Genomic DNA, 24400 nt, shown 5'->3' with positions numbered 1-24400 from the left:
TCACCCAGAGGGATTAGATTTCCATAAGTTCTTTTTCTTTTTGCGCTAAGATAGCGTCAGCTTCTTTAATCGCTGCATCCGTTAGCTTTTGCACATCATCTTCTGCTTTACGCTGCTCGTCTTCGCTGATTTCTTTTTCTTTTTCTAGCGCTTTTAAATCGCTATTAGCATCACGACGAATATTACGGATAGCAACACGACCCGCTTCAACTTCAGCTCGCACAACCTTGATCAAGTCTTTACGACGTTCTTCGGTTAATGCAGGCAGAGGAATACGGATCACCGCGCCTGCTGAGTTAGGGTTTAAACCTAAGTCAGAAGACATGATAGCTTTCTCAACCGCTTGGATCATCGCACGGTCAAATACGGTGACGGTTAAGGTACGAGAATCTTCCGTACTCACGTTACCCACTTGGTTTAATGGCGTATCAACACCGTAGTAAGAAACGGTAATATTACTTAACAGGCTAGGATGAGCACGACCTGTTCTGATTTTAGATAGTTGAGATTTAAGGGCTTCGATGCTCTTACTCATGCGCGTTTTAGCATCATCTTTAATTTCATTAATCACTGTATATTCCTTATAAAAATAGAATCGGCTAAGCGAAAGCCTAAATACTTATTCTTGTTCGGTACGAGGAGCTTGAATTACCGTGCCTTCGGTTTCACCCATCACCACACGACGCAATGCACCTGGTTTATTCATGTTGAAAACACGAATTGGCAGGCCATGATCACGTGCTAAGGTAAAGGCAGCTAGGTCCATCACTTTAAGCTCTTTTTCTAATACAGTACCATAGTCAAGCTCATCATATAAAACGGCATCTGGGTTTTTAACCGGATCTGCGTCATAGACCCCATCAACTTTTGTCGCTTTTAATACTGCATCTGCTTCGATTTCAATGCCGCGTAAACAAGCTGCTGAATCTGTGGTAAAAAATGGATTACCTGTTCCAGCTGAAAAAATCACCACACGGCCAGACTTAAGAAGACTGATAGCTTCAGCCCAGTTGTAATCGTCACAAACACCTTTTAACGGGATTGCTGACATTAAGCGCGCATTAACATAAGCACGGTGCAAGGCATCACGCATGGCTAAGCCATTCATAACGGTTGCTAACATGCCCATGTGGTCGCCCACTACTCGGTTCATTCCGGCTTTGGCTAAACCTTCGCCACGGAATAAGTTACCACCACCGATCACCAATCCAACTTGCACGCCAAGCTCAATTAATTCTTTGATCTCTTGCGCCATGCGTTCTAACACCTTGGCATCAATGCCAAAGCCTTCTTCACCCATTAGGGCTTCACCACTTAGTTTTAATAGAATTCGTCGATAGCTTGGTTTCGGATTGGTACTCATTTTCTGCGATTCCTAGTTGCAAAACAGCCGCAGCAAGGCTGCGGCTAATACTTATGATAAAAACGTAAAGCTTACTTTTTAGAAGCAGCGATTTGTGCTTCTACTTCAGCAGCAAAGTTTTCTTCTTTCTTCTCGATACCTTCACCAACTTCTAAACGCACGAAGCCAGTTACAGTGATGCCTTTCTCTTTAAGTACAGCGCCAACTGTTTTCTTAGGTTCCATGATGAAAGGCTGGCCAGTTAGAGCAACTTCGCCAGTGAATTTCTTCATGCGGCCTTCAACCATTTTCTCAGCGATTTCTTGAGGCTTACCTTCATTCATCGCGATTTCGATTTGGATAGCGCGCTCTTTAGCAACGACTTCAGCTGGAACATCTTCAGGATTGATGAATTCTGGCTTACTCGCAGCTACGTGCATTGCAATGTGCTTCAGTGAATCAACATCACCGTTGCCCGCTACAACAACACCAATGTTAGCACCGTGACTGTAAGACGCTAGCGCCTCACCTTCTAGGTATGAAACGCGACGGATGTTGATGTTTTCACCAATTTTAGTCACTAGCGCAATACGCTTTTCTTCAAATTGTGCTTGTAGCTCTTCGATAGCAACTTGAGCTGCTACAGCAGCATCTGCCACTTCGTTAGCAAACTCTAGGAAGTTTTTGTCTTTAGCAACAAAGTCTGTTTGACAGTTAACTTCAACTAGCGCAGCAACATTGCCAGCAGTTTTGATTAAGATTGCGCCTTCGGCTGCGATGTTACCTGCTTTTTTAGCAGCTTTCGCTTGGCCGTTCTTACGCATGTACTCAATTGCGCCTTCCATGTCACCATTGGTTTCTTGAAGCGCTTTTTTACAATCCATCATACCGGCGCCAGTACGGTCGCGCAGTTCTTTTACTAGGGCAGCAGTAATTGCCATTTTGAGTTTCCTCAATTTTAAAAAGAATGAAAAACAGGGGCCTTAGGGCCCCTGTTAACCAAAAAATCTGGTTTGGTTAATAAGGGCTGTTAGCCGTTATTACTCAGCAGCTTCTTCTACGAAGCCGTCTTCTTCAGCCTGTACAACGATATCTTGTTGACGACCAGCTTTTACTGCGTCAGCAGCAGAAGTTAGGTATAACTGTACCGCGCGGATAGCGTCATCGTTACCAGGAACAATGAAGTCTACGCCGTCTGGGTTAGAGTTAGTATCAACGATAGAGATCACAGGAATGCCTAGGTTGTTCGCTTCTTTGATAGCGATGTGCTCGTGGTCAGCATCGATGATGAATAGCGCATCTGGTAGACCGCCCATCTCTTTGATACCGCCTAAGCTTTTCTCTAGCTTCTCAAGTTCGCGAGAACGCATTAGCGCTTCTTTCTTGGTTAGCTTGTCAAACGTACCGTCTTCAGTCTGAGTTTCAAGATCTTTTAGACGCTTGATAGACTGACGAACTGTTTTCCAGTTAGTTAGCATACCACCTAACCAACGGTGGTTTACGTAGAACTGGTCACAGCTTACTGCAGCTTCTTTTACCGCAGCACTTGCAGCGCGCTTAGTACCAACAAAAAGGATTTTACCTTTTTTCGCAGAAACACCTGAAATGAAATCCAGTGCTTCGTTGAACATAGGTACAGTTTGCTCAAGGTTGATGATGTGAACTTTGTTACGAGCGCCGAAGATGAAAGGCTTCATCTTAGGGTTCCAGTAACGAGTTTGGTGACCGAAGTGCACACCTGCTTTTAGCATTTCGCGCATTGATACATTAGCCATGTTTAATTCCTCTTGGGGTTAGGCCTCCACACATCCCATAATCTCGACCCAAATAGGCACCCCGAGACATGTGTCGATGTGTGTGTGTTGTTTAAATTAAGTTTGTCGGGATGATCGGAGACAGTCTACTAAACGTAGTTAAGTTCTGTTTCAATGCAAATTCGTAATTTGACATTGCCAATTCCCGGCGCGCTTTATACCATACCTAAGACATAACCACAATCTGAGATGCATATTTGAGGGTAAAAACATCCTCCACACCGATCTCACAAATTAAGAGAAAATCATGACTGTAGTAATAAAAACAGCGGAACAAATTGAAAAGATGCGCGTTGCCGGTAGATTAGCAGCCGATGTTTTAAAAATGATAGAACCCTATGTAGTTAAAGGCGTGACTACCGAAGAGCTTAATCAAAAATGCCATGATTATATCGTTAATGAACAGCAAGCCATCCCTGCCCCGCTCAACTATCACGGCTACCCTAAATCTATCTGCACCTCAGTAAATGAAGTGGTTTGCCACGGCATTCCAAATCACAAGAAGTTACGCAACGGCGACATTATCAACATTGACATCACCGTAATCAAAGATGGCTATCATGGCGATACATCTAAGATGTTTGTTGTCGGTGATACGACCCCACTATCCAAAAAATTAATTCAAGTAACGCAAGAATGTCTTTATAAAGGCATCGAGTTAGTCAAGCCAGGAATTAAACTTGGCGATGTGGGCACTATCATCCAAGATCACGCCGAAACCAATGGCTTCTCAGTCGTACGCGAATATTGTGGTCACGGCATTGGTGAGACCTTTCATGAAGCGCCTCAAGTGTTGCACTACAAGAGTAAATCCGATCCTAATGCCCTGCTAGTGCTTGAGCCTGGTATGATCTTTACCATCGAGCCCATGATTAACTTAGGTAAACGCCACACTAAATTAGACAAGAAAGACGGCTGGACGGTCACAACGAAAGATGGCTCACGCTCTGCGCAATGGGAGCACACTATCTTAGTGACCGAAACCGGTTGTGAGATCCTCACCTGGCGTGACGATGAAACCATAGCGCAAGTACTTTCACACAACTAACTTTTCACCAAGCACCCTAGGAGCAGTTGATGCTGGCCACTGAAACCCATACGTTTGAAAGTTTGGCTCTAAAAGATGTAAAAGCCTCGATGGCTGCGTTCAATGAACGCCAGGCCGAACGTTTTAGCCAAATGGATGATATCAGTGAGTTAGTCACGCAACGCTCCGACTTCGTCGACCAGCTATTGATACAACTGTGGCAAACTGACCTCGCTAACGCACCAGATAGCCTAAGTTTGGTAGCCGTTGGCGGCTATGGCCGAGGTGAGCTGCACCCTAGGTCAGACATTGACTTATTGATCTTGTCGAGCCAAGCTCTCGATCCACAAACCGAGCAAAAAGTGGGTGAATTTATTACCTTTCTTTGGGATCTCAAGTTAGAAATTGGCCACAGTGTGCGCACCATTGATGACTGTATCAAGCTGGGCCTAGAAGACATTACCATTGCCACTAATTTGATTGAGAGTCGATTGATTTGTGGCAATCAAGACAGCTTTACTGAACTAAAAAGACAATTACATCAACCAAATTTTTGGCCTTCCAAAGCCTTCTTCAGCGCCAAACGAGAAGAGCAGCGCAAACGGCATTTAAATTATCGCGATAATGGCTACAGCTTAGAGCCAGACATAAAAAGTAACCCCGGTGGACTGCGCGATCTCCACACCCTTTATTGGGTTGCAAGACGCCATTTTGGCGCCGAAAACCTGCTGGAAATGACCATTGACAATTACCTAACTCAGGCCGAGTATCGCGAGCTATTGGAATGTCAGAATTTCTTATGGAAAATTCGTTTTGCGCTGCATTTAGTGACCAAACGACCCGATAACCGTTTGTTGTTTGATTATCAAACCGAGGTCGCTGAAAAACTGGGGTATATCGACCAAGGTAATGCGGGCATCGAAACCATGATGAAGCAGTTTTATCGCACCATCAGACGCGTTGCCGAGCTTAATGAAATGCTATTACAGCATTTTGACGAAGATATTTTAGGCAATGCCGACAATAACCCGATCCCGATTGATGAGCATTTTCAACTGAAGGGAGATTTGATCGTACTGATCTCGCCAGGTGAGTTCTTTCACCGCCCGGAAAGTATTTTGCAACTTTTTCTGCACATTGCAGATAACCCAAATATCAAAGGAATTTATTCGACTACCCTGCGTGAAATTCGCGAAAGTCGCCGTCGACTAACTTACTGGCTGCAGGATATTCCAGCTTGCCGAGAAAAGTTTCTTGCCTTACTTAAGCATCCCCGTGGAATGGGGTTACCCCTGACTTTGATGCATAAATATGGGGTGTTAGCCGCTTACATCCCCCAGTGGAATAAGATCTTAGGGCAAATGCAATTTGACCTGTTTCATGCGTATACCGTTGATGAGCACACCCACAGGCTGATTAAATATATCTATCATTTCCCGACGCCTGAATCTAAGGTAGACCATCCCATCTGCGGCGATCTGTTTCCTACGATCAAAAAGCCAGAATTGTTATTTTTGGCGGCAATATTTCATGACATAGCCAAGGGCCGCAAAGGCGATCATTCCGAGCTTGGCGCTATCGATGCGCTCGCTTTTTGTGAACTTCATGGTTTGAGTGCACACGATGCAAGATTGGTCGCTTGGCTGGTAAAACACCACCTAGTGATGTCCGTGACTGCGCAGCGCCGTGATATCCAAGACCCCGACGTGATCACCGAATTTGCTCGCATTGTCCAAGACGAAAAATATTTAAATTATCTTTTACTGCTGACCGTTGCCGATATTTGTGCCACCAACGATGATGTTTGGAATAGTTGGAAAGGCGCCTTACTTAAAGAGCTGTATTATCAAACCCAAAAAGCCCTTCGTCGTGGTTTGGAAAAACCCATCGATGTGCGTAGCCGCATTCGCGATCATAAACAGCAAGCATTAAACAAATTGCTCAGCCGCGCTTTCAATGCCAATCAAGTTGAAACCTTGTGGAAACGTTTTAAAGCCGATTACTTTTTGCGTCATACCCCTTCGCAAATTGCTTGGCACAGTGAATATATCATGCAACACCATGACACCGACAAACCCTTGGTATTGGTCAGTAAACGGGCTTCTCGTGGTGGCAATGAGATCTTCATATATTGTAAAGACACGCTAGATTTATTTGCTACCGTGGCTACAGAGCTATCCAATAAAAATCTCAACATTCATGATGCCACCATCATGAACAGCCGAGATGGTTTTACCTTAGATACCTTTATCGTACTTGAACCCGATGGCGAGCCTTTAGCGCTAGATCGGACCTTGGCGATTAAACCCGCTTTGGAGCAAGCTTTAAGCCAACCAGAAAAAGTGGTGCCGCGTAGCCATCGTCTATCTCGTCAGAAAAAACAATTCACCGTGAAAACCCAAGTGAACTTTTTGCCGAATAAAAACCACCGTACCATGATGGAGCTAATCGCATATGATACGCCAGGCTTATTGGCATCGATTGGTAATGTGTTCCAACAGCTTGATGTCATGCTCCATACCGCCAAAATAACCACCATAGGGGAGCAAGTGGAAGACTTTTTCATCATTACCACCGAAGATGGTCAAGCGCTTGATGAAGAGCAGCAGGAACAACTAAAACAAGCGCTCATTAATGCGCTGGCCAGTAATGCTTATTCATAGTCCTGATTGGCCGCACGGGTTGCGGCCCCGTTATCGCATTATCGCTATCAATTGATTTAAAAACCCGTACACTATGATGAGTTCTATCACTAATACTATATTGCTATGAATCCAGTGTCCGAGCTTGTTCCATTAGGTATTTTTTTTCTTACTTATCAGTTTTATGATATTTACGTTGCCACTGGCTCGCTGATGGCCGCCAGCACGTTAATGCTGATCAGCCAGTGGTTGAAATTTGGCCGGGTCGATAAGGTGAACATTATCACCTTTACGATGATCATTGTGTTTGGCTCATTAACCCTATTGCTTCAAGACGACGCCTTTATCAAATGGAAGGTGACGCTGATTTACGCCTTGTTTGCAGCCATTCTTTGGCTCGGTCATTTCATTTTTGATCACTGTTTACTAAAACAACTACTTGGTTCAGAGCTTAAACTTCCCCCCGCCATTTGGCGAAGATTAACCCATGCCTGGGCTGGATTTTTTCTTTTTTGTGCTCTGCTTAATCTTTATATTGCTTTCTATTTACCTTTATCTATTTGGGTCAACTTTAAGGTGTTTGGCCTACTTCTACTCATGCTGGTATTCATTGCCGTCACGGGTTTATATATTTACAAAAGCTTACCAACTGAAGAAAAGGAATAAAAAATGTGGTACTCAATTTATGCAACCGACGTGACTGATAGCTTAAGCCTGCGAAAACAAGCTCGTCCTGCTCACTTAGCTCGCCTAGAAAAACTAAACAGCGAAGGTCGTTTACTGGTTGCAGGTCCCTCGCCCGCGATAGACAGTGAAGATCCTGGCGATGCTGGATTCACAGGATCAGTCGTGATAGCCAAGTTTGACAGCCTAGCTGCCGCCAAAGAGTGGGCTAAAACTGATCCCTATGTTGACGCAGGTATTTACGCCAACGTAGAAGTTAAACCATTTAAACTAGTACTACCTTAACCGTCTCAAGGTAATCAAACTTAACCCAAGAGGAAGCACTCGGTGAGCCTTCCTCTTAACTCTCTAGCTTCACTCTCCGGCACTTTTTACCTTCCCTTGTTAATGCTCATTTTGTCGCCACTATTGACAACGATCACAATTAAAAACATTAAATATATTATTTCCTCAATCATGACTATGGTTAAAACTCAATTAACAAAAAAGTCAATAGGAAGTAATATAATGAAAATTAAAACACTCATTGCTGCATCTCTGCTTTCTTTATCTGCTATGTCTCAAGTGGTAACGGCAGCTGAAACAGCCGAAACCCAAAAGCAAGTTGAGCAAGTTGAAAGCCAGCAAGTGGTGATAAATATCAATAGCGCTACTGAAGAAGAGCTCACTAAAATAAAAGGGGTTGGCAATAAAAAATCCAAAGCCATCATTGCCTATCGCGAAAAAATAGGCCAATTTGAATCTGTAGAGCAACTGACTGAAGTAGAGGGAATAGGCCAAGGGATATTAGACAATAATAAGGGAATGTTGGCCGTTAAATAATCTACTTAGCCTTATTGCTGGTTAATGGACCAGCCAATCAATATCGGATGAATAAGTAGCAAAACTTCGTTTTCTGAGATGAAAACGCAGAGCGTATAGGGACATATTCACCACGTTTGCGGATTATTCATCCGATATAGCTTATCCAAAGCTCAGGTTAGTTAGCCATGTTGTCACTGATGGTGAGCGTGATACCGTCAGTGACATTATTAGCCGCCGCGGCTTGAAAATGTAGCGTCATTGGCAGATTCAGTGCTTGCTCATACTGCTCATAGCGATGATCGGTTAACAACCCCAACCCTAAATCACTGTGATAATCATAGCTCGCATCTTGCATAGTTAGCTGCTTAACCTTAACCCCTGCGTTGCTGTAAATCATTTTTCTCGATGTTGAATTAATCTGTAGTTGCATTAACTGTAACGGAAATTGTAGCGACATTGCCTGACATTGCTGATTTAAATAGCTAAGCATTTGACTCGGAGATTTTAAACGATACTGTTGCTGACTAAGGTAGTGACGGTAACTGTCGTTGAGCAAACTTTTTAGCATGGCTAAACTCACCACCACATCGGGATCGAGTGGCTCTCCCCCTGCTACAAATAAGCTTAATTCGTGCTCCGATAATTCAAAATAGATCATCATCATAAATGCACTTTCACCCGAGACCATAAACTGCAAATTGCCATTACTGAACTCAGCATCACCCTTTAGCTCTTTTAATAGTAAAGTGGCCGCTTGATCATCGCGACGAAAGTAAGACATATGCGACTTAAGCTCAGCTTCAACACCTAAAGCGTAACTGTGCTGTTCGAACCCACTCTTGCGTGGTTTAAGCTCGGTCAATATGGTTTGTTCAAGTGAATGCCAACTTTGTAATGGCTTAATGAAATAATCTCTTGCGCCATTGGCAAGCGCTTCGGTGATGGCCGCCATATTAGCCGCAGCGGAAATAACAATGATGGGGGTTTGTTTTTGTAACCCTAAGATAGCCTTAATTACTTGCTGGCCATCCATGATCGGCATTTGCAAGTCACAAAGAACCAGATCAGGCGCCAAATCATTGATCAGCTTTAAGCCATCTTCACCGTTATCCGCTTGGCCAACCAAGCCGCCTCGGTGCTGCAAAAATTGTACTAATTGATGGCGAAAGACGGCCTCATCTTCGATCACAACAAAAGTAAAAGCTGCAAAACACGGCTCGCAATTACTCATCCATAAACTCTTCTAGCTCTTCGTCAGAGAGGGCTGGACCTATCGGATCGACATAGCCTTCACCATGAACACGAAAGTTCACATTTTGAATATAGGCATCACGGACAAAAATATAGGGGTCGAGTGATTGCTCAATCAGGCGATCACTGTCTAACAACTTAGAGCGTTTATAAATGGAATCAGCTCCCCACCGCAGCAACACCTCAAAATAACTTAGTTCAGTGTACGGAAAGTACAGTTTATCAACGATGTCTCCCACTAATTCACGGGTGGTGGTTGGGCCATACAAGGGCACCATCAAAAAAGCGCCATGCCCTATCCCCACGTTACTCATTACGGCTTGAAATTCGGCTCTATTGCGCTCTAGTCCACCATAACTGGCCACATCGAATAAACCAGCAAGACCAAAAGTGGAATTCACCGCGAAGCGCACTGCGCTCGCCAAAGATGATTCGAGATCCAACATTAATAAGTGGTTTACAGCGCTGGAAGGCTCGTCAAAATTGAGTACGAAATTATTTACAGCCTCACGGCCGCCATTAGGGATCGTGTTGACGTAGGCTTTGGTGACCGGTAGGTAAATACTTTGATCAACTCGATAGTTAAAGTCCCAAAACGAGCGGTTTAACCCTTCAAACGGATCACTGACGTGAAGCTCTGAGGTAGTTTTAGAAGCATAGGCAGGGTTGGCTAAGCAAAGCAAAGCCAAACCAATTAAGGTCCAAAATTTAGCGAATTTAAGCCCCATTTTTCTACCTTAAGCCATTAACGTATGAATCATATTAAATGTAGCAAAACCAATTTAATATTACATCTTTACATCAATATTGATTGGAATAAGGCTCTGCTCACCCGCTTTCACAACCTGACTTTGCCCTTCCCACTCACCGCTTGCCGCAGACACATTTTCATCGACCGAAACACGCGCTTTGATGATGAATTCACTTTGTTGACTCAGCTTAAGCTCAGGCACCATGGCGTCAGCATCGGATAAAGTTAACGAGACAGGGAAACTGCCAAGGGGTATTTTTTTCGCAGCTAAAGGCATTTTAGGCCCGTTAACCATTTGCGCAAACACAAACAAATAGCCCTTCTCAGGTAACGTTACTTGCTCACCAATGCTCACAGACACTTGATAAACTGCTGTTTGTTCTTCATTTGTTGGTGCTTGGTCATCGCCTCCAGCTAGTTGCTGCTCGGCGTAAGCTATGCTGCTTTGCACCATGTTATAACGCTCAGTATTGGGCTCAAGATGTACTAACATCTTTTGCCAGCGCGTTATCGCAGTGGCAAAGTCATTTTGTTGCAATGCCATAAATGCATAAACCGATAAGGCTTGTAAGTTATTAGGCTCCAATCCCACCGTAGCGACAATCAAGTTTTCTGCTTGTTTAACTTTTAGTGGGTCTTCGGTCTGCAACAAGGCTTGAGCGTAAGCGACTCTCACCGCACTGTCCGTTGGTGCTAAGCCATAAGCTTGACGTAGCGCATCTTCTGCCATCTGCGCATCACGTAAAGCAAAAGACAAGCGACCTAGCATTAACCAACCTTGGCTGTCGCTAGGTTGATTTGCCAAATGGGTGCGCAGAGCTAATACAAAATCATCCACTTCTTGTTTTGACGGTGGCTGACCGTTGGCCATGGTCATCTTTTGCTGTAACTCTTCATAATTGGCCATTACCGATTGCCAATGATTGACCTGCGCACTGGCACCATATTGTAAGTAAAGGCCGAAACACAAAGCAAAAAACAAAATGATGCCCGGGGCGATGATAATAGCTAAGTTGACTTGTTTGGTTTCTTGCTTGGTTTCAACAACATCCTCAAGCAGGTTTTTTTGCAGCTCAGTTAACACTTCATCTTGTTGCTGGATCAAACCTTGGTCTACGTCTTGCTCTATCTCTTTAACCCGACCTTGATATAGGGTTTTGTTTAAGCTATCTCGATCTTCTTCATCTACCTGACGATTCTTTAGCGCAGGTATGATTAAAGATAAGCTAGCTATGGCTAACAACAATATACATAACAGCCAAAATAGCAGCATTAGTCTTTATCTCCATTTAAAATACGCGCTAGCTTCGCTTTTTCAGCCGCATCCATGTCGGCAACTGAATCCGCCTTATTTGCAACTCGGGTTTTATGCCATAACACCACTAAGCCACCAAAAACAAAGAACAAAGGTCCTAACCAAAGAAAAATCGTCGCCGGCGTCATAGGGGGATCATAAGTAACAAAATTGCCAAACCGCGCCGCCATGTAATCGACGACTTGATCACGGTCTTTTCCTTCTTTAACCAGCTCATACGCTTTTTGTCGTAAGTCTTGTGCCAGTGGTGCGTTAGAATCAGCAATATTTTGGTTTTGACACTTAGGGCAGCGCAATTCCTTGGTTAACTGTTTGAATAATACCTCTTGCTCTTTGGTATCGAATTCATACACCTGAATAGCCGCTAAACTGGCGGTGCTCAGCAGTGAAGCGAACAATAAAATGACCAGACGCATTTACTTCAGCTCCTTGAACAGTGGCAATAATGTTTGTTGCCATACTTGATCGTTAACATCACCCACATGGCGATACTGGATCACGCCTTGGCTGTCGATAAGGTAGGTTTCTGGTGCACCATACACCCCCAAATCTAATCCCAACATGCCGTCTTTGTCATATAAACTGACTTGGTAAGGATCGCCAAGCTGCTCTAACCAGCGGATCGCCTTTTCACGATCATCTTTGTAGTTCAGACCTACGATATAAATGCCGTCAGCCGCTAACTTATTTAAATAAGTATGTTCGGCATAACAAGTGGGACACCAAGTTGCCCACACATTTAACAGCATGGGCTTCCCTTTAAATATGGAGGCATCATGCTGAATATCTTGCTGATAGAGATCCTGCAAGGTAAATGTCGGTACCGGTTGACCAATTAGCGCGGACTCTAATTTAGAAGGGTCGGAATAGAGCCCTTTAAACAAAAATACCACAGCAACTAAAAACGCCATTAAGGGTAACAGTAATACCCACAACTTAGACTTTTGCTGCATGTTGCGCTCCTTTTGAAGCAAAGCGATAACGTTTATCCAACATCATCAACACCCCACCAAATGACATAATCAGCGCACCGAACCAAATCCAGCGAATGAAGGGTTTGTAGTAAATGCGTAATGCCCATGCGCCATTATCTAACTGTTCACCTAACGCAGCATACAAATCACGTGTAAAGCCAGCATCAATGGCCGCCTCTGTCATCACATTACGCTGCACGCGATAGAAACGCTTTTCAGCACGCATGGTCGTCACATAACGGTCATCTTGTTCAACACGTAGCACACCGGTATGGCCGTCAAAGTTAGGGCCTTTCAGCTCTTCTACCCCTTCAAAGGTAAAGCGATAGTGCTCAAATTCAATTTGATCGCCCGGCACCATACGCACGTCACGCTCGATGCTGAAATTTTGCGTCATGGTGATACCTATCACCATCACGGCAAAGCCAATGTGACCTAATATCATCGCCCAATGGCTAACACTAAGCTTAACTAATCCAGTGATAAAAGTATTACGGTGAGTTGCTCGCAACCAAGTTTCTTGCAACGAGGTCACAATAACCCAAGCCCCTAAGAAACAGCCCAGTATAGATAACCAAGTTAGCGCGGGGGCAAAACTATATAGGTACAACGCGGTCACGCCGATGGCAACCAACAAGCTTATTAGCAATGGCTGTAGCAAATCACCAGCTTGCTGTTTCTTCCAACGCACAAGAGGCCCAATTCCGAGCAACACCATAAATGGCACGATCAACACGGTAAATATGCGATTAAAGAAAGGCTCTCCAATTGAGATACTGCCTAAACCAATTTCTTTGTGAACCAAAGGCAATAAGGTACCCAATAGCACGACAATCAATGCCGCAACCAACAAGATATTGTTACTGAGAAGGAAAGACTCTCGTGACAATAGTGTATAGGTACCGCGACTTTTAACCGCATTCGCTTTCAAAGCATACAGCAGCAACGAGCCGCCAATCACCATGATCAAAAAGCCAAGAATAAACAGGCCTCGCTCAGGATCACTGGCAAAAGCATGTACCGAAACCAGTACCCCAGAGCGCACCAAGAAAGTACCTAGCAAACTCAGTGAAAAAGCAGAGATAGCGAGTAATACCGTCCAGGCTTTAAATACGCCGCGCTTTTCAGACACCGCCAAGGAATGGATCAACGCCGTGCCCACTAACCAAGGCATAAAAGAAGCATTTTCAACCGGATCCCAAAACCACCAGCCACCCCAGCCAAGCTCGTAGTATGCCCACCAGCTACCCAGCGCAATCCCTGCGGTTAAAAACACCCAAGCGGCCATGGTCCATGGTCTTGACCAACGCGCCCAAGCCGAATCCAAGCGCCCTTGCATGAGTGAGGCAATAGCAAAAGCAAACGCAACCGAGAACCCAACATACCCCATATAAAGCATAGGAGGATGTAAGATTAAGCCAATATCTTGCAGTAATGGATTTAAATCACGACCATCGACGGGGAAATAAGGCAAGGTGCGCTCAAATGGGTTAGAAGTCATGATCACAAAGAGATAGAACCCCATCCCTAACATCCCCATAACTGCAAGAACACGAGCAACCGACTCCAGTGGCAAATTCTTACTCAGTAACGCAACCGCAGCCGTCCAACCCGCTAGGATCAGCATCCAAAGCAACAGCGACCCTTCATGGGAGCCCCACACCGCCGAAATACGATAGTGCAAAGGTAACTCTGAGTTAGAATGAGAGGCCACATAAGCCACGGAGAAATCATTAACTATGAAGGCATAGGTTAGGCAAGCATATGACAGCGCGACAAATAAAAACTGACAAACAGCTAACGTACGTGCACTATTCATTAGCCCCGAATGGCCTGTATGCGCTCCCCACAATGGGTAAAAGCTCAGTAACACCGATAAGCCAAAAGCAATGATTAAAGTAAACTGACCTAATTCAGGGATCATTTGTTACCACCTTGCAACTGAGCTTCAGTGTATTCGGGCTTAAAGTGTTCTATTCCCTTTAAGGATTCCGCAATTTCAGGTGGCATATATTCTTCATCGTGCTTGGCCAAGACTTCAGAGGCGCTAACGGTGTGAGAGTCTTTCAGTACCCCCATGGCGACAATACCTTGTCCTTCACGAAATAGATCCGGCAAAATACCGTCAAACTCTACGGTAACAAAATCACCGCCGGCATCATAAAGCTGAAAGCTCACTTTTAAACTATCTTGATCCCGTTTTACCGAGCCTGGCAGTACCATGCCACCAATTCGCAAACGCTGACCCACTTCAGGTTTGGTTAAGTTCTTACCTTTACCCTGAACTAATTCGGAGGGAGTGTAAAAAAGATCGATGTTTTGCGACAAGGCATAAAGCACTAAGCCCACCGCGCAGCCCAAACCTAAAACAATGGCTAAAATGGCGGCAAGACGTTTCTTGCGTCTCGGGTTCATAACGTATTCTCCATACTACGGGCAGCTTTTATGCGCTGGTTACGTTCAATATTGCTGCGGACTTGCGCCAATATCCGGCGGCGCTTTAATCGGGTATCCAAGATAATCCAAACTAAGCTTACTAAGCTGACACCAAATGCAAGCCACACATAAAAGCCATAGCCACCCATGGCTAGAAAATCACTCAGGCTGGTAAATTCCATTATTTCTCCTGCATTACTAGTGCTTTAACCCAAGGACGGTGGCACTCTCTTTGTAAGATTTCATTGCGAAAACGCATCAACATTAAGGCGCCAAAAAAGGCCTTAAACGCTAATAGCATAATTAGCAGAGGCCACAGCATCGACGGGTCGATAGACGGTTTGGCAAACTTGGTAATAGTGGCGCCTTGGTGCAAGGTGTTCCACCACTCAACCGAATAATGAATAATTGGAATGTTCACAACGCCAACTAAGGTCAAAATACCGGCCGCGCGTCCCGCTAATACTTTATCAGAAAAGGCGTTATATAATGCGATGACACCAAGATATAAAAACAACAGGATAAGTTCTGAGGTCAATCTTGCATCCCATACCCACCAAGCACCCCACATAGGCTTGCCCCATGCCGCTCCGGTAAACAAGGCTATAAACGTAAATACAGCGCCCACTGGCGCCATGGCGGCAACAGCCATATCGGCAAGACGAATTTGCCATACCAAGCCAATAAAGGCGGCAATGGCCATGCTGGTGTATGCCCCCATCGACATAATGGCAGCAGGTACATGAATGTAAATAATGCGAAAGCTATCCCCTTGCTGATAGTCAGCCGGCGCAAACGCCAGTCCCCACACCAAACCAATAGCAAATGAAATTGAACAAACCGCAACAAACCAAGGAACGAGTTTTCCCGCTAACTCATAGCTTGCTTGGGCTTTAGCATAAGGGTGTAACCACTTCCACATATTCAATAGTCTCTTATTATAGTATTGGGCCAACCTTGCCCATTTCTTATTAAAAACAACATACCCAGTTAGTGATATCTGCTTGGGCACTTTCCATGCTTATGATTTATGTCAAAGTATGGATTTAACTCACACTCACCCTTAGCGCAGCAGCCACTGCAAACGGCGCCAAGGTAATCGAGGCAACCGACATCGCAGCCAAAATAGCCAGCGGGCCAACATAGGATTGGTTGAAGCTGGCGGCGTCGATGGCCATCGTTGAAAATATCAATACAGGAATACACAAGGGCAGCATGATCAAACTTAAAATAATGCCCCCTTTACGCAACCCTACCGTCAGCGCCACGCCAATAGCGCCGATAAAACTGAGCACCGGCGTACCGATTAACAAGGTCAGTAACACCGCCCAATAAGTATTCAAATCCAACGACAATAAAACCGCAATTAAAGGCGAAATCAAAATAATGGGTAACCCCGTCAAAAGCCAGTGTGCGATCATTTTGGCCGTCACTAAAAGTGGCAATGGATATGGGCTCAGCATTAATTGCTCTAGCCCTCCATCGCTAAAGTCATCTTTAAATAAGCGCTCTAACGACAGCAAAGAAGCTAATAAAGCCGCCACCCAAATAATGCCCGGTGCAATTCGCATCAGTAGCTGTGGCTCAGGGCCAACTCCTAATGGGAACAAGGTGATCACTATGATGAAAAACCACAACGGATTAAACACATCAGCAATACGACGAAATGCCGTTAACAGTTCACGTCTTAATACCTGATAGAATGCATTACTCATAGCATGTCCCCAGCGTACATACGATCGAGTTCTGGTTTCACCATGGTGAGCTTAGAAAAGGCGGCCGAGCAAAGATTTAAGTCTTGGTGTGTGGTTAATAAGATCATGCCACCTTGCTTTGCATGTTCAACAAACAATTGCTCAAGTACCTTAACCCCACTTTTATCAATTGCGGTAAAAGGTTCATCCAAAATCCATAATTTAGCAGTTGATATCCACAGCCTAGCGAGAGCAACTCGACGCTGTTGCCCCGCAGAAAGCTGTGCAGCGGGAATATCTTCTAAGCCAACGAGACCAACTTGAGTCAAGACCGCGTATAAATCCCCTTGAAAATCGGGCTCAAACATTTGCTGGTAAAAATACAGATTTTCAAAGGCACTTAATTCAGGTTTAACACCACTGTGGTGACCCAGATAGAGCAGATCTTGCTGGTAAGTTTCACGATCATCAGCAATGGCTTGACCCTGCCAAAAAACCTGACCATGATAAGGTGTCATAAGGCCAACTAACAATCGGAATAAACTGGTTTTGCCTACTCCGTTAGGACCTTCTACTTGAATGATTTGGCCTGGCTCAACAGTCAGGTTTAGGCCTTCAAATAATAACCTGTCTTCTCTCACGCAACTGAGGGACTTTGCTTCCAGCATGGGTTACGCACTATGATGATAATTGGTTGCGGATAATAGCATACAATATGCAACGGATTAACCTGTGTTGGTGCTGTTTTCCTTTGGTTTTACCGAGATTTCACTTCAGGATTGATGATGGTTCAAAAAATAAACCACACAAGTAATCAGGTTAACTCCAGCCTGTCGCCATCAGCTAAAGCCGCAACATCAGCGCCTGATAAATTGTCGCTCACTGAATCAGGCCGCCCTAATGAAACCTTGCCCTTAAACCAAGCTGGGATAGCACCAATACGCCCACACTCAAGTTTGGCAGGCCAATTAAGCCATTTAATGCAACGGATTATTTCATTGGATCCCCATTCGGCGCGACAAATACAGCAGCTGTTAAGCCAATTGTTACCGACCACGCCTGCGCAAATGTTAACCTTGCTCAGCCAGCTACTTGTCCATCCTAAGCACAAGTTTCAAGGCGTAGTGCTGCTCTGGCTCAGTCTAAAAAAACAACAAAAGTTAGATCCAGATCTAAGCACTGAGCTGGGTCACTTAGTTGAAAAGATGCAGTTAAAACAAGTTGATCAAAGCAATCAACAGATTTGGCTATTACAGCTGCCTTGGTTGGTTGAGCAGCAATTAAAGCCTTTGCAGCTCAAATTAGTTAAGCCCAAAACCAAACAAGGCAAACGTAAGTGGCAATTGAAACTCAAACTACCGACCAAGCACAGCGAAATCTTAGCCGACTGCTGGCTAGATGACACCGAGATAGATTTAAAAATCTATTGTGATAACGCGCGCGACCTTGAACAAGTTGATCAGCATTCTCCCCTATTGATCAAACAATTGAATCAAGCGGGATTTAATACCTCTTGCCAACATTTTATGGGGCAAGTAACCACGGATTTAGTGGCCGAGTTTGATGATAATTCGCCGCATTTAGACATTCTAGTGTGAAAACACAAGCAAATGATGGAGCCATTGATATGATGAAAAAGTCCATTTCCATTAGCTACCGAGATAGCAAACGTGCCCCCATCATAGACCGAAAAGCATCGGGCTCAGAGGCCGAACAGCTTAATCAAGCAGCCCAAGAAGCGGGGATATTATTACACCAAGATGAACATTTATTAAGTTTGCTAGAAAGCTTAGAAGAAGGGGAAGAAATACCGGAGTCGCTCTACGTATTGATTGCCGAACTGATTAGTTTTTCATATTTGCTACAGGGAAAGTTCCCCGATCACTGGCAGTCGGATACCAAACCTATCAAGCTTGAAATATAGCAGCCCCAAACTTTGGGGCTAAATCGAGTATTATTTTGCCTTACCGTGTAGACGAATCAATAATTCGGCCTCGGCTTTTGGCAACTCACATTCATGCATTAACTCTTCAAGACCCGCACCAAGCGCCACCATTTTAACAGCTCGGCTGTATAGTTTGTTCTCGGGTGCTAAATCAACTATTTCTTGTTGCTTTTCAATTGAGTCTTTAAGTTCACGTTGCAAACCTTGAAAACGTTTGCCGAGGCCAACCGAGCCGGCATGTAATTCTACTATTTGCTTATTTAAGCTTTCTTTTGACTTATCAAGATCTTTAACAACTTTCTGCAAGGCTAAGATTTTTCTCGCTTGTTTTTTAGTTGCCAGAAAAGAGAAGGCTAATGCAATTAAAGATAACAATAAGGCAAGCCCACTAAGGCTTGCCACTACGATAGGGTCTAGCATGTCTTACAGTGCACTCATTTCGTCCCATTCTTCATCGCTTAGCAACTTATTCAGATCAACCAAAATTAATAGCTGACCATCGCGGTTGCTCACGCCTTGAATAAATTTAGCACTCTCTTCTGTGCCAACATTTGGCGCGGTATCAATTTCAGAGGCTCTGAGGTAAACCACTTCAGCCACGCTATCGACCATAATGCCGATCACTTGTTTTTCGGCTTCAATGATCACGATACGCGAGTTGTCACTCACTTCAGAAGGACATAAACCAAAGCGTGAACGTGTATCGATGACGGTAACCACATTACCACGAAGATTAATGATACCCAGTACATAATCAGGAGCGCCCGGAACCGGAGCAATTTCGGTGTAACGTAACACCTCTTGTACCTGCATTACATTAATGCCGTAAGTTTCATTCTCTAACTGAAACGTGACCCATTGTAATACTTCATCTTCAGATACACTTTCAGCTACATTTCGTTGTTCACTCATCCGCTTTCCCTCTAACCTAGAATATCGTTACCTAACATAAAATTAGCACGACACTGATAATAATGATGTAAAAACTCATCCGTTATACAAAATATTTGATAAAAAACCGTTTAGACGCCTTCTATGTTCACACCGCGCGATAATAACTTCACTAATTCACTGACATGCAGCAAAGCGCACATCTTCTTTTTAACCATGCCGGCGAGCCAAGGCCGTTTACCCTCTTGATTGCGCCACTTAACCTGATCTTTGGTTAGTTTTTCTGTGCCTATTAAATTACAGCAACTTAACCCCCACTGAGTATCCCCCAATAAGATAAGATACTTATAATCAACCTCATCCGGAGCGTTGTCGGTCATCACCCATTTTGCTGTGTCGACAACATTCAGCTTTTTCTCGCGCTGGGTCATGATCCCTGAAAACCAAGGCGGCTTACCAAAGATACTGGTGACGTTATCGATTTTGTGGATCCCTCCCAACTCCGTCAACAGCACAGCAAAAGATATGCCTGCAACTTCAAAAAATAGTGCTTGAAACTCATCTTCTGGCTCAATATTTCGCCAACCCGATTGCATGTTGGGCGGTACAGCTTCTTGAGTCGCGACTTGGGTTGCTATCTCTTCCTCTTGTACCTCAATTACCTCAGGCTCAGGCTCAGCAAAGACAAGTTCATCGGGTAATACTGCACCAATAGAAACTAAGCTACCTAGCTGGTCATCCACTTCTTCCAGTAATGAATCAACGGATAATGAAGGCAATGGCTCAGCCTGAATGAGCGGCTGCAGTTCAGGCTCAGCTGGCTTAGCCACATTATCAAGCAATCGCTGAATATGTGCTTCTGAGCGAGCTCCAGGGGCGGCATGCCTAGCAACATCGACCGGGCTAGGCGCTAGATAAGTAGTGGCAACAGTGCTAGTCGGTTCGACTTGGGATGGCAACGCCGAAGACGGAAAACCAGCCTCAGGGGCAGTATCAGAAGCGGAGTTGGATTCTGTTTTAGGCTCATCCAATAGCGCAGCAAAATAGCGCTCCATTGCATCTTCATTGGGCAAACGACTCATCTTTTTAGCCTAGTTCCTTTCATTCATAGAGCATCATCTCAATTGTTATGACAAAACGCCAGTCAAGCACTGCTAGCGCAGCAAATACTCATCCGAACTACTTTGCTTGTTCTTTGTTTTCTAATTGTTGTAAATGGTTAAGTAAGGTTTCATAGGCAAAAACCCCTCGGCAATTACGTGAATAAGCCGATGGCGGTATGTGTTTTAAACTTGCGTCTCTGAATTTAGTATCAATCGGGATCACCGAATTCCAAGCATCGGTTGGATGCTTATCTTTGATTGCTTGTAAGGTGCTTAACGACGCCTTAGTTCGCTTATCAAACATGGTCGGGATAACACAATATTTGAATGGTTTTGGTCTTGAACGCTGCATAATATTAAAGGTACGGATCATGCGTTCAAGCCCTTTCAATGCAAGAAACTCTGTTTGCACCGGCACCAAGATACGACTACACGCGGCAAGCGCATTAACCATCATCACACCTAATACGGGAGGACAATCAATTAACACATAGTCATAATCATTCTTAACCTGATCTAAGGCGCGTTTTAAAAATAACCCCATGCCTTCTCGATTCCCCAGCACCCTGTCTAAGGTAGCTAAGGCCATATTGGCGGGAATAATATCTAAACCTTCAAATGGCGTTTTTAAGGTATAACGTAGTACGGCCTCTCTGCTGGGTGAAGGTGTTTGAAATAATTCATACAGAGTGCCGTCGATTAAATCTGAGTCATAACCGAGATAACTGGTCAATGATGCATGAGGGTCGGTATCAATCAGTAATACCCTATGACCTCGCTCCGCTAGTAAACCAGCAAGTGAGATCACAGTTGTGGTTTTACCTACACCACCCTTTTGATTTGCAACTGTCCAAACGATCAAAGTGCTATTCCTGTCTTGTGGTAATTCGTAAGCCGCCGTTGGGCAGCTCAACCTCGATTATTTTACTCTCTTCGCTGTTATCGGCCGCTTCTTCTGAAAGTATAGGTTCATCAGTCGCTTCAGGAGGAGTTTCGGCTGCAAAAATCACATCTTGTGGCACTGGCTCGTAGGCATATTTTGACAAAGCGATAACCACGCGGCGATTTTTCCGGCGTCCTTCTTCCGTAGTATTGCTGGCAACGGGGTAATACTCGCCATACCCTTCCACAGCTAACCTTGCTGGATTAACCCCATCAGCTTCAAGCAAACGTAATATACTGGTGGCGCGCGATACAGACAGTTCCCAATTTGAAGTAAACACTTCGGTATTAATGCCTTGGTCGTCGGTGTAACCTCTTACTCGAAGGTAATTACTCACCGGTGTTAAGATGGCTGCAATCCGGCTGATTAACTCTCTGGATGCCAATGACACTTGTGCGCTACCACTTGGAAAAATCAAGCCACTGCTAATGTCTATGGTTAACCAATCACCATCTAAGGTGACACTCGCCTGACCATTTTCCAACTCTTTTAACAAACTCTCATTTAATTCCGTTTCAAGCGAGGTTAAAGGAGCCCCCAACTTGTTGCGGTCTAAGTTAGATAAGTCCTGTCCACCATCGACGACCGAGCCGGCATCTTCAAGTAATCCAGCGCCTTGTTCTTGGATTATTTCATCGGCTTCATTATCCAAAATACCTTCGGTATCTGAAACGTCTACATGCTTGGAAAACTCTTTAGTCGCCGTGTAGAAGTTCTCGATAACAACCTTGTACTTATCTTCATTTACCGAGGCCGCTGCATAAAGAACAACAAACAGAGCAAACATTAAGGTCATATAATCTGCATAGGAAACCAACCAACGTTCGGTATGATTGTGCTCTGGAATATGTTTTTTCTTTGCGCGCCTAGCCATGATTAATGGCTCTCAGTAGCAAAAGACTCTAGACGTCGTTCAATGACAAGGGAGTTTTCTCCATTGACGATAGCAACGAGCCCCTCAATCGTCATTTCATAATAAAGGGTTTGTTTGTAGTTAAGTGCACGCAACTTATGGCAAATAGGCAAAAAAACAAAGTTGGCAAAGCCCACACCGTAAATAGTTGCAACAAAGGCAGCGGCAATACCTCGTCCTAATACACTAGGATCATCAATATGAGACATGGCTTGAATCAATCCCAACACCGCCCCTATGATGCCTACCGTTGGGCTATAGCCGCCCATGGCTTCATAAACCTTAGCGCTGCGCTCGTAATATTCTTGTTTTAGATCGACTTCTTGCTCTAGAACACTGCGTAAGGTGATGGCGTCAACGCCATCGACTATCATCGACAATCCCTTACTGGTAAATCGATCCAGCTTTTTATCATCTATAGCAGCTTCGAGCGCCAAAAAGCCTTGGGTACGCGCGGTGCTCGCCCATTGCTTTAACTTCGCCATTTGTCCCTTTACCGGTAATACAGGCGGCGTAATTAGTTGAGGAAGCAGGCGTATCGCATGGCTAAATTGATCCGCCGTTGATTGGAACAAGACGGCGCCAATGGTTCCACCAAAAACGATCACAAAAGCAGCCAAGTTGAGGAGAAATGAAAGTGATCCGCCAGTGATCGACTCTGCGATGATAAGTGAGGCGAATGCCAAAAATAGACCAAACAACCCCAAAATATCCATTAGGTAAATTCCGTCATTATCCTAGCTGCCACCCGATCAAGAGGCAAAGATTCAGATGCAATGCCCTCTTTTGCGACCGCTTGCGGCATACCATAAACAACACAAGACTTTTCGTCCTGAGCCCAAATCGTTGCGCCCATGTTTTTCAACATGCGTCCGCCATCACGCCCGTCGGCCCCCATACCCGTTAACACAATCGCTAGTACTTTGCTTTGGTAAAGTTTTGCTAACGAGGCAAAGGTAATATCAACACAAGGCTTGTAATTCACCTTGTCATTGCCTTCCACAATGCGAATTCGTGCACTAGCACCTCGGCCTTCGACTAACATCTGCTTACCACCAGGGGCTAGATAGGCCTGCCCTTTAACGATGGGATCACCGTCTTGCGCCTCTTTGACTTTGATTTTACAAAGCGAGTTTAATCGAGCCGCAAAAGCCGCGGTAAATGTCGCAGGCATATGTTGGATCAATAAAATGGGCAAAGGGAAGTTTGCCGGTAGCTCAGTCAACACGGTCTGAAGTGCCACTGGGCCACCCGTTGACGTGCCGATAGTAAGGATATCGTAACTTTTACCGGTACGCTTAAAATGACTCGCAGGTGCAGCAGTAGGCTTAACTGGCGCGGTTGACGCTGAGGTGACAGCGCGAGCAGTCGGACTAGGGCGAACTGGAGCTCTTTCCAATGTCGGCCTTGCAGCTGATGTGCTCTGGCCCAAGGGCGCTTTCGCGATGGATGGACGCGGGCTAAAAACACGACGACGCGCAATCGCTTTAACACGTTGCTGCAACGTCTTAGTCGCTTCATCTTTGTCGCGAGCTATGTCTTCAAATTTCTTTGGTAAGAAATCCAATGCTCCCGCCTCAAGGGCTTCTAATGTTGCCGTTGCCCCTTGATGCGTTAACGAAGAGAACATTAAAATTGGCGTTGGCGTCGTAGCCATTATTTCGCGCACAGCTGAAATGCCATCTAAAACAGGCATTTCAATATCCATGGTGATCACATCGGGTCGAAGGCGCTGCGTCATTTCAACAGCTTCTTTGCCATTTTTGGCGGTATCGATTACCTCAAGTAATGGATCTTGGTTAATTATTTCACTTACTCGTCTTCGAAAGAAGCTCGAGTCATCTACCACTAAAACCTTAATTGACATCTAC

29 protein-coding genes are annotated in these 24400 nt (G+C 44.7%); 7 read left to right on the top strand and 22 right to left on the bottom strand.

Annotated elements, in window-relative coordinates; all coding sequences use genetic code 11:
• Positions 1 to 13 precede the first annotated feature (13 nt).
• From frr to rpsB, 4 genes are all read right to left on the bottom strand, one after another.
• Complete coding sequence (gene frr / locus ACK8OT_RS00620) at positions 14 to 571, bottom strand: ribosome recycling factor (protein ID WP_410194573.1); 558 nt, start codon at positions 569 to 571, stop codon at positions 14 to 16.
• A gap of 48 nt (positions 572 to 619) precedes the next feature.
• A complete protein-coding gene (gene pyrH, locus ACK8OT_RS00615) occupies positions 620 to 1363 on the bottom strand; it encodes a UMP kinase (RefSeq protein WP_410194572.1) in 744 nt (247 codons plus the stop codon).
• A gap of 71 nt (positions 1364 to 1434) precedes the next feature.
• The gene (tsf, locus tag ACK8OT_RS00610) at positions 1435 to 2283 is read right to left on the bottom strand and encodes a translation elongation factor Ts (protein ID WP_410194571.1); all 849 of its coding nucleotides are present in this window, start codon (positions 2281 to 2283) and stop codon (positions 1435 to 1437) included.
• 99 nt (positions 2284 to 2382) lie between these two features.
• Positions 2383 to 3117 (bottom strand): 30S ribosomal protein S2, encoded by a 735-nt coding sequence (gene rpsB / locus ACK8OT_RS00605; RefSeq protein ID WP_410194570.1) that lies wholly within the window; start codon positions 3115 to 3117, stop codon positions 2383 to 2385.
• Between the two features lie 286 nt (positions 3118 to 3403).
• Here rpsB and map point away from each other — a divergent pair, with 286 nt between their 5' ends.
• The 5 genes from map to ACK8OT_RS00580 all read left to right on the top strand — a co-directional run bounded on the left by map (position 3404) and on the right by ACK8OT_RS00580 (position 8331).
• Positions 3404 to 4204 carry a type I methionyl aminopeptidase gene (gene map, locus ACK8OT_RS00600; protein ID WP_410194569.1) on the top strand — a complete coding sequence of 267 codons (801 nt, stop codon included), beginning with the start codon at positions 3404 to 3406 and terminating at the stop codon, positions 4202 to 4204.
• 29 nt (positions 4205 to 4233) lie between these two features.
• Positions 4234 to 6846, top strand: coding sequence for a bifunctional uridylyltransferase/uridylyl-removing protein GlnD (glnD, locus tag ACK8OT_RS00595; protein ID WP_410194568.1), 2613 nt, complete (start codon positions 4234 to 4236; stop codon positions 6844 to 6846).
• A 105-nt stretch (positions 6847 to 6951) separates the two neighbouring features.
• Positions 6952 to 7491, top strand: a complete 540-nt coding sequence (locus ACK8OT_RS00590) for a septation protein A (RefSeq protein ID WP_410194567.1) — start codon at positions 6952 to 6954, stop codon at positions 7489 to 7491.
• Between the two features lie 3 nt (positions 7492 to 7494).
• Entirely contained in the window at positions 7495 to 7794 is a 300-nt protein-coding gene (locus ACK8OT_RS00585; protein WP_410194566.1) for a YciI family protein, read from the top strand.
• 42 nt (positions 7795 to 7836) lie between these two features.
• On the top strand, positions 7837 to 8331 hold the full coding sequence (locus tag ACK8OT_RS00580; RefSeq protein WP_410194565.1) for a ComEA family DNA-binding protein: 495 nt from the start codon (positions 7837 to 7839) through the stop codon (positions 8329 to 8331).
• Positions 8332 to 8488: 157 nt separating this feature from the next.
• On the opposite strand, the gene ACK8OT_RS00575 is transcribed toward ACK8OT_RS00580, so the two are convergent.
• The 11 genes from ACK8OT_RS00575 to ccmA form a co-directional block, all read right to left on the bottom strand.
• Entirely contained in the window at positions 8489 to 9544 is a 1056-nt protein-coding gene (locus ACK8OT_RS00575) for a response regulator (RefSeq protein ID WP_410194564.1), read from the bottom strand.
• Positions 9537 to 10292, bottom strand: a complete 756-nt coding sequence (locus ACK8OT_RS00570) for an MlaA family lipoprotein (protein ID WP_410194563.1) — start codon at positions 10290 to 10292, stop codon at positions 9537 to 9539. Before ACK8OT_RS00570 ends, ACK8OT_RS00575 begins: the two co-directional genes overlap by 8 nt.
• Positions 10293 to 10352: 60 nt before the next feature.
• Positions 10353 to 11588 carry a c-type cytochrome biogenesis protein CcmI gene (ccmI, locus tag ACK8OT_RS00565; RefSeq protein ID WP_410194562.1) on the bottom strand — a complete coding sequence of 412 codons (1236 nt, stop codon included), beginning with the start codon at positions 11586 to 11588 and terminating at the stop codon, positions 10353 to 10355.
• Positions 11588 to 12046, bottom strand: coding sequence for a cytochrome c-type biogenesis protein (locus tag ACK8OT_RS00560; RefSeq protein WP_410194561.1), 459 nt, complete (start codon positions 12044 to 12046; stop codon positions 11588 to 11590). The genes ccmI and ACK8OT_RS00560 overlap by 1 nt, the downstream gene beginning before the upstream one ends.
• Complete coding sequence (locus tag ACK8OT_RS00555; protein WP_410194560.1) at positions 12047 to 12583, bottom strand: DsbE family thiol:disulfide interchange protein; 537 nt, start codon at positions 12581 to 12583, stop codon at positions 12047 to 12049.
• On the bottom strand, positions 12567 to 14528 hold the full coding sequence (locus ACK8OT_RS00550) for a heme lyase CcmF/NrfE family subunit (RefSeq protein WP_410194559.1): 1962 nt from the start codon (positions 14526 to 14528) through the stop codon (positions 12567 to 12569). Before ACK8OT_RS00550 ends, ACK8OT_RS00555 begins: the two co-directional genes overlap by 17 nt.
• A complete protein-coding gene (gene ccmE, locus ACK8OT_RS00545; RefSeq protein WP_410194558.1) occupies positions 14525 to 15019 on the bottom strand; it encodes a cytochrome c maturation protein CcmE in 495 nt (164 codons plus the stop codon). Before ccmE ends, ACK8OT_RS00550 begins: the two co-directional genes overlap by 4 nt.
• Positions 15016 to 15222 (bottom strand): heme exporter protein CcmD, encoded by a 207-nt coding sequence (gene ccmD, locus ACK8OT_RS00540; protein WP_410194557.1) that lies wholly within the window; start codon positions 15220 to 15222, stop codon positions 15016 to 15018. Before ccmD ends, ccmE begins: the two co-directional genes overlap by 4 nt.
• Positions 15222 to 15962, bottom strand: a complete 741-nt coding sequence (locus ACK8OT_RS00535; protein WP_410194556.1) for a heme ABC transporter permease — start codon at positions 15960 to 15962, stop codon at positions 15222 to 15224. The genes ccmD and ACK8OT_RS00535 overlap by 1 nt, the downstream gene beginning before the upstream one ends.
• 124 nt (positions 15963 to 16086) lie before the next feature.
• Positions 16087 to 16755: a heme exporter protein CcmB gene (ccmB, locus tag ACK8OT_RS00530; RefSeq protein ID WP_410194555.1), complete on the bottom strand. Its 669-nt coding sequence runs from the start codon at positions 16753 to 16755 to the stop codon at positions 16087 to 16089.
• On the bottom strand, positions 16752 to 17402 hold the full coding sequence (gene ccmA, locus ACK8OT_RS00525) for a cytochrome c biogenesis heme-transporting ATPase CcmA (protein ID WP_410194554.1): 651 nt from the start codon (positions 17400 to 17402) through the stop codon (positions 16752 to 16754). Before ccmA ends, ccmB begins: the two co-directional genes overlap by 4 nt.
• Positions 17403 to 17519: 117 nt before the next feature.
• On the opposite strand from ccmA, the gene ACK8OT_RS00520 reads away from it, so the two are divergent.
• Both ACK8OT_RS00520 and ACK8OT_RS00515 read left to right on the top strand, forming a co-directional pair.
• Positions 17520 to 18332 carry a hypothetical protein gene (locus tag ACK8OT_RS00520; protein WP_410194553.1) on the top strand — a complete coding sequence of 271 codons (813 nt, stop codon included), beginning with the start codon at positions 17520 to 17522 and terminating at the stop codon, positions 18330 to 18332.
• 29 nt (positions 18333 to 18361) lie between these two features.
• Positions 18362 to 18658 carry an EscU/YscU/HrcU family type III secretion system export apparatus switch protein gene (locus ACK8OT_RS00515; protein WP_410194552.1) on the top strand — a complete coding sequence of 99 codons (297 nt, stop codon included), beginning with the start codon at positions 18362 to 18364 and terminating at the stop codon, positions 18656 to 18658.
• A 30-nt stretch (positions 18659 to 18688) separates the two neighbouring features.
• On the opposite strand, the gene ACK8OT_RS00510 is transcribed toward ACK8OT_RS00515, so the two are convergent.
• The 7 genes from ACK8OT_RS00510 to ACK8OT_RS00480 form a co-directional block, all read right to left on the bottom strand.
• Positions 18689 to 19099: a DUF2802 domain-containing protein gene (locus ACK8OT_RS00510; RefSeq protein WP_410194551.1), complete on the bottom strand. Its 411-nt coding sequence runs from the start codon at positions 19097 to 19099 to the stop codon at positions 18689 to 18691.
• A gap of 3 nt (positions 19100 to 19102) precedes the next feature.
• On the bottom strand, positions 19103 to 19591 hold the full coding sequence (locus tag ACK8OT_RS00505) for a chemotaxis protein CheW (protein ID WP_410194550.1): 489 nt from the start codon (positions 19589 to 19591) through the stop codon (positions 19103 to 19105).
• Between the two features lie 110 nt (positions 19592 to 19701).
• The gene (locus ACK8OT_RS00500; RefSeq protein ID WP_410194549.1) at positions 19702 to 20652 is read right to left on the bottom strand and encodes a chemotaxis protein CheW; all 951 of its coding nucleotides are present in this window, start codon (positions 20650 to 20652) and stop codon (positions 19702 to 19704) included.
• A 97-nt stretch (positions 20653 to 20749) separates the two neighbouring features.
• Positions 20750 to 21535 carry a ParA family protein gene (locus ACK8OT_RS00495; protein WP_410194548.1) on the bottom strand — a complete coding sequence of 262 codons (786 nt, stop codon included), beginning with the start codon at positions 21533 to 21535 and terminating at the stop codon, positions 20750 to 20752.
• 4 nt (positions 21536 to 21539) lie between these two features.
• Positions 21540 to 22490, bottom strand: coding sequence for a flagellar motor protein MotB (locus ACK8OT_RS00490; protein ID WP_410194547.1), 951 nt, complete (start codon positions 22488 to 22490; stop codon positions 21540 to 21542).
• A gap of 2 nt (positions 22491 to 22492) precedes the next feature.
• Positions 22493 to 23245, bottom strand: coding sequence for a flagellar motor protein (locus ACK8OT_RS00485; RefSeq protein ID WP_410194546.1), 753 nt, complete (start codon positions 23243 to 23245; stop codon positions 22493 to 22495).
• Positions 23245 to 24396, bottom strand: coding sequence for a protein-glutamate methylesterase/protein-glutamine glutaminase (locus ACK8OT_RS00480; protein ID WP_410194545.1), 1152 nt, complete (start codon positions 24394 to 24396; stop codon positions 23245 to 23247). Before ACK8OT_RS00480 ends, ACK8OT_RS00485 begins: the two co-directional genes overlap by 1 nt.
• Positions 24397 to 24400 lie beyond the last annotated feature (4 nt).

The organism is Motilimonas thetidivivens, from assembly GCF_046452435.1.
In the GTDB taxonomy this organism is placed as follows: domain Bacteria; phylum Pseudomonadota; class Gammaproteobacteria; order Enterobacterales; family CBDFNC01; genus Motilimonas.
Note: the sequence above shows the minus strand (reverse complement) of the source record. Positions and strands in the feature narration are given on the sequence as shown.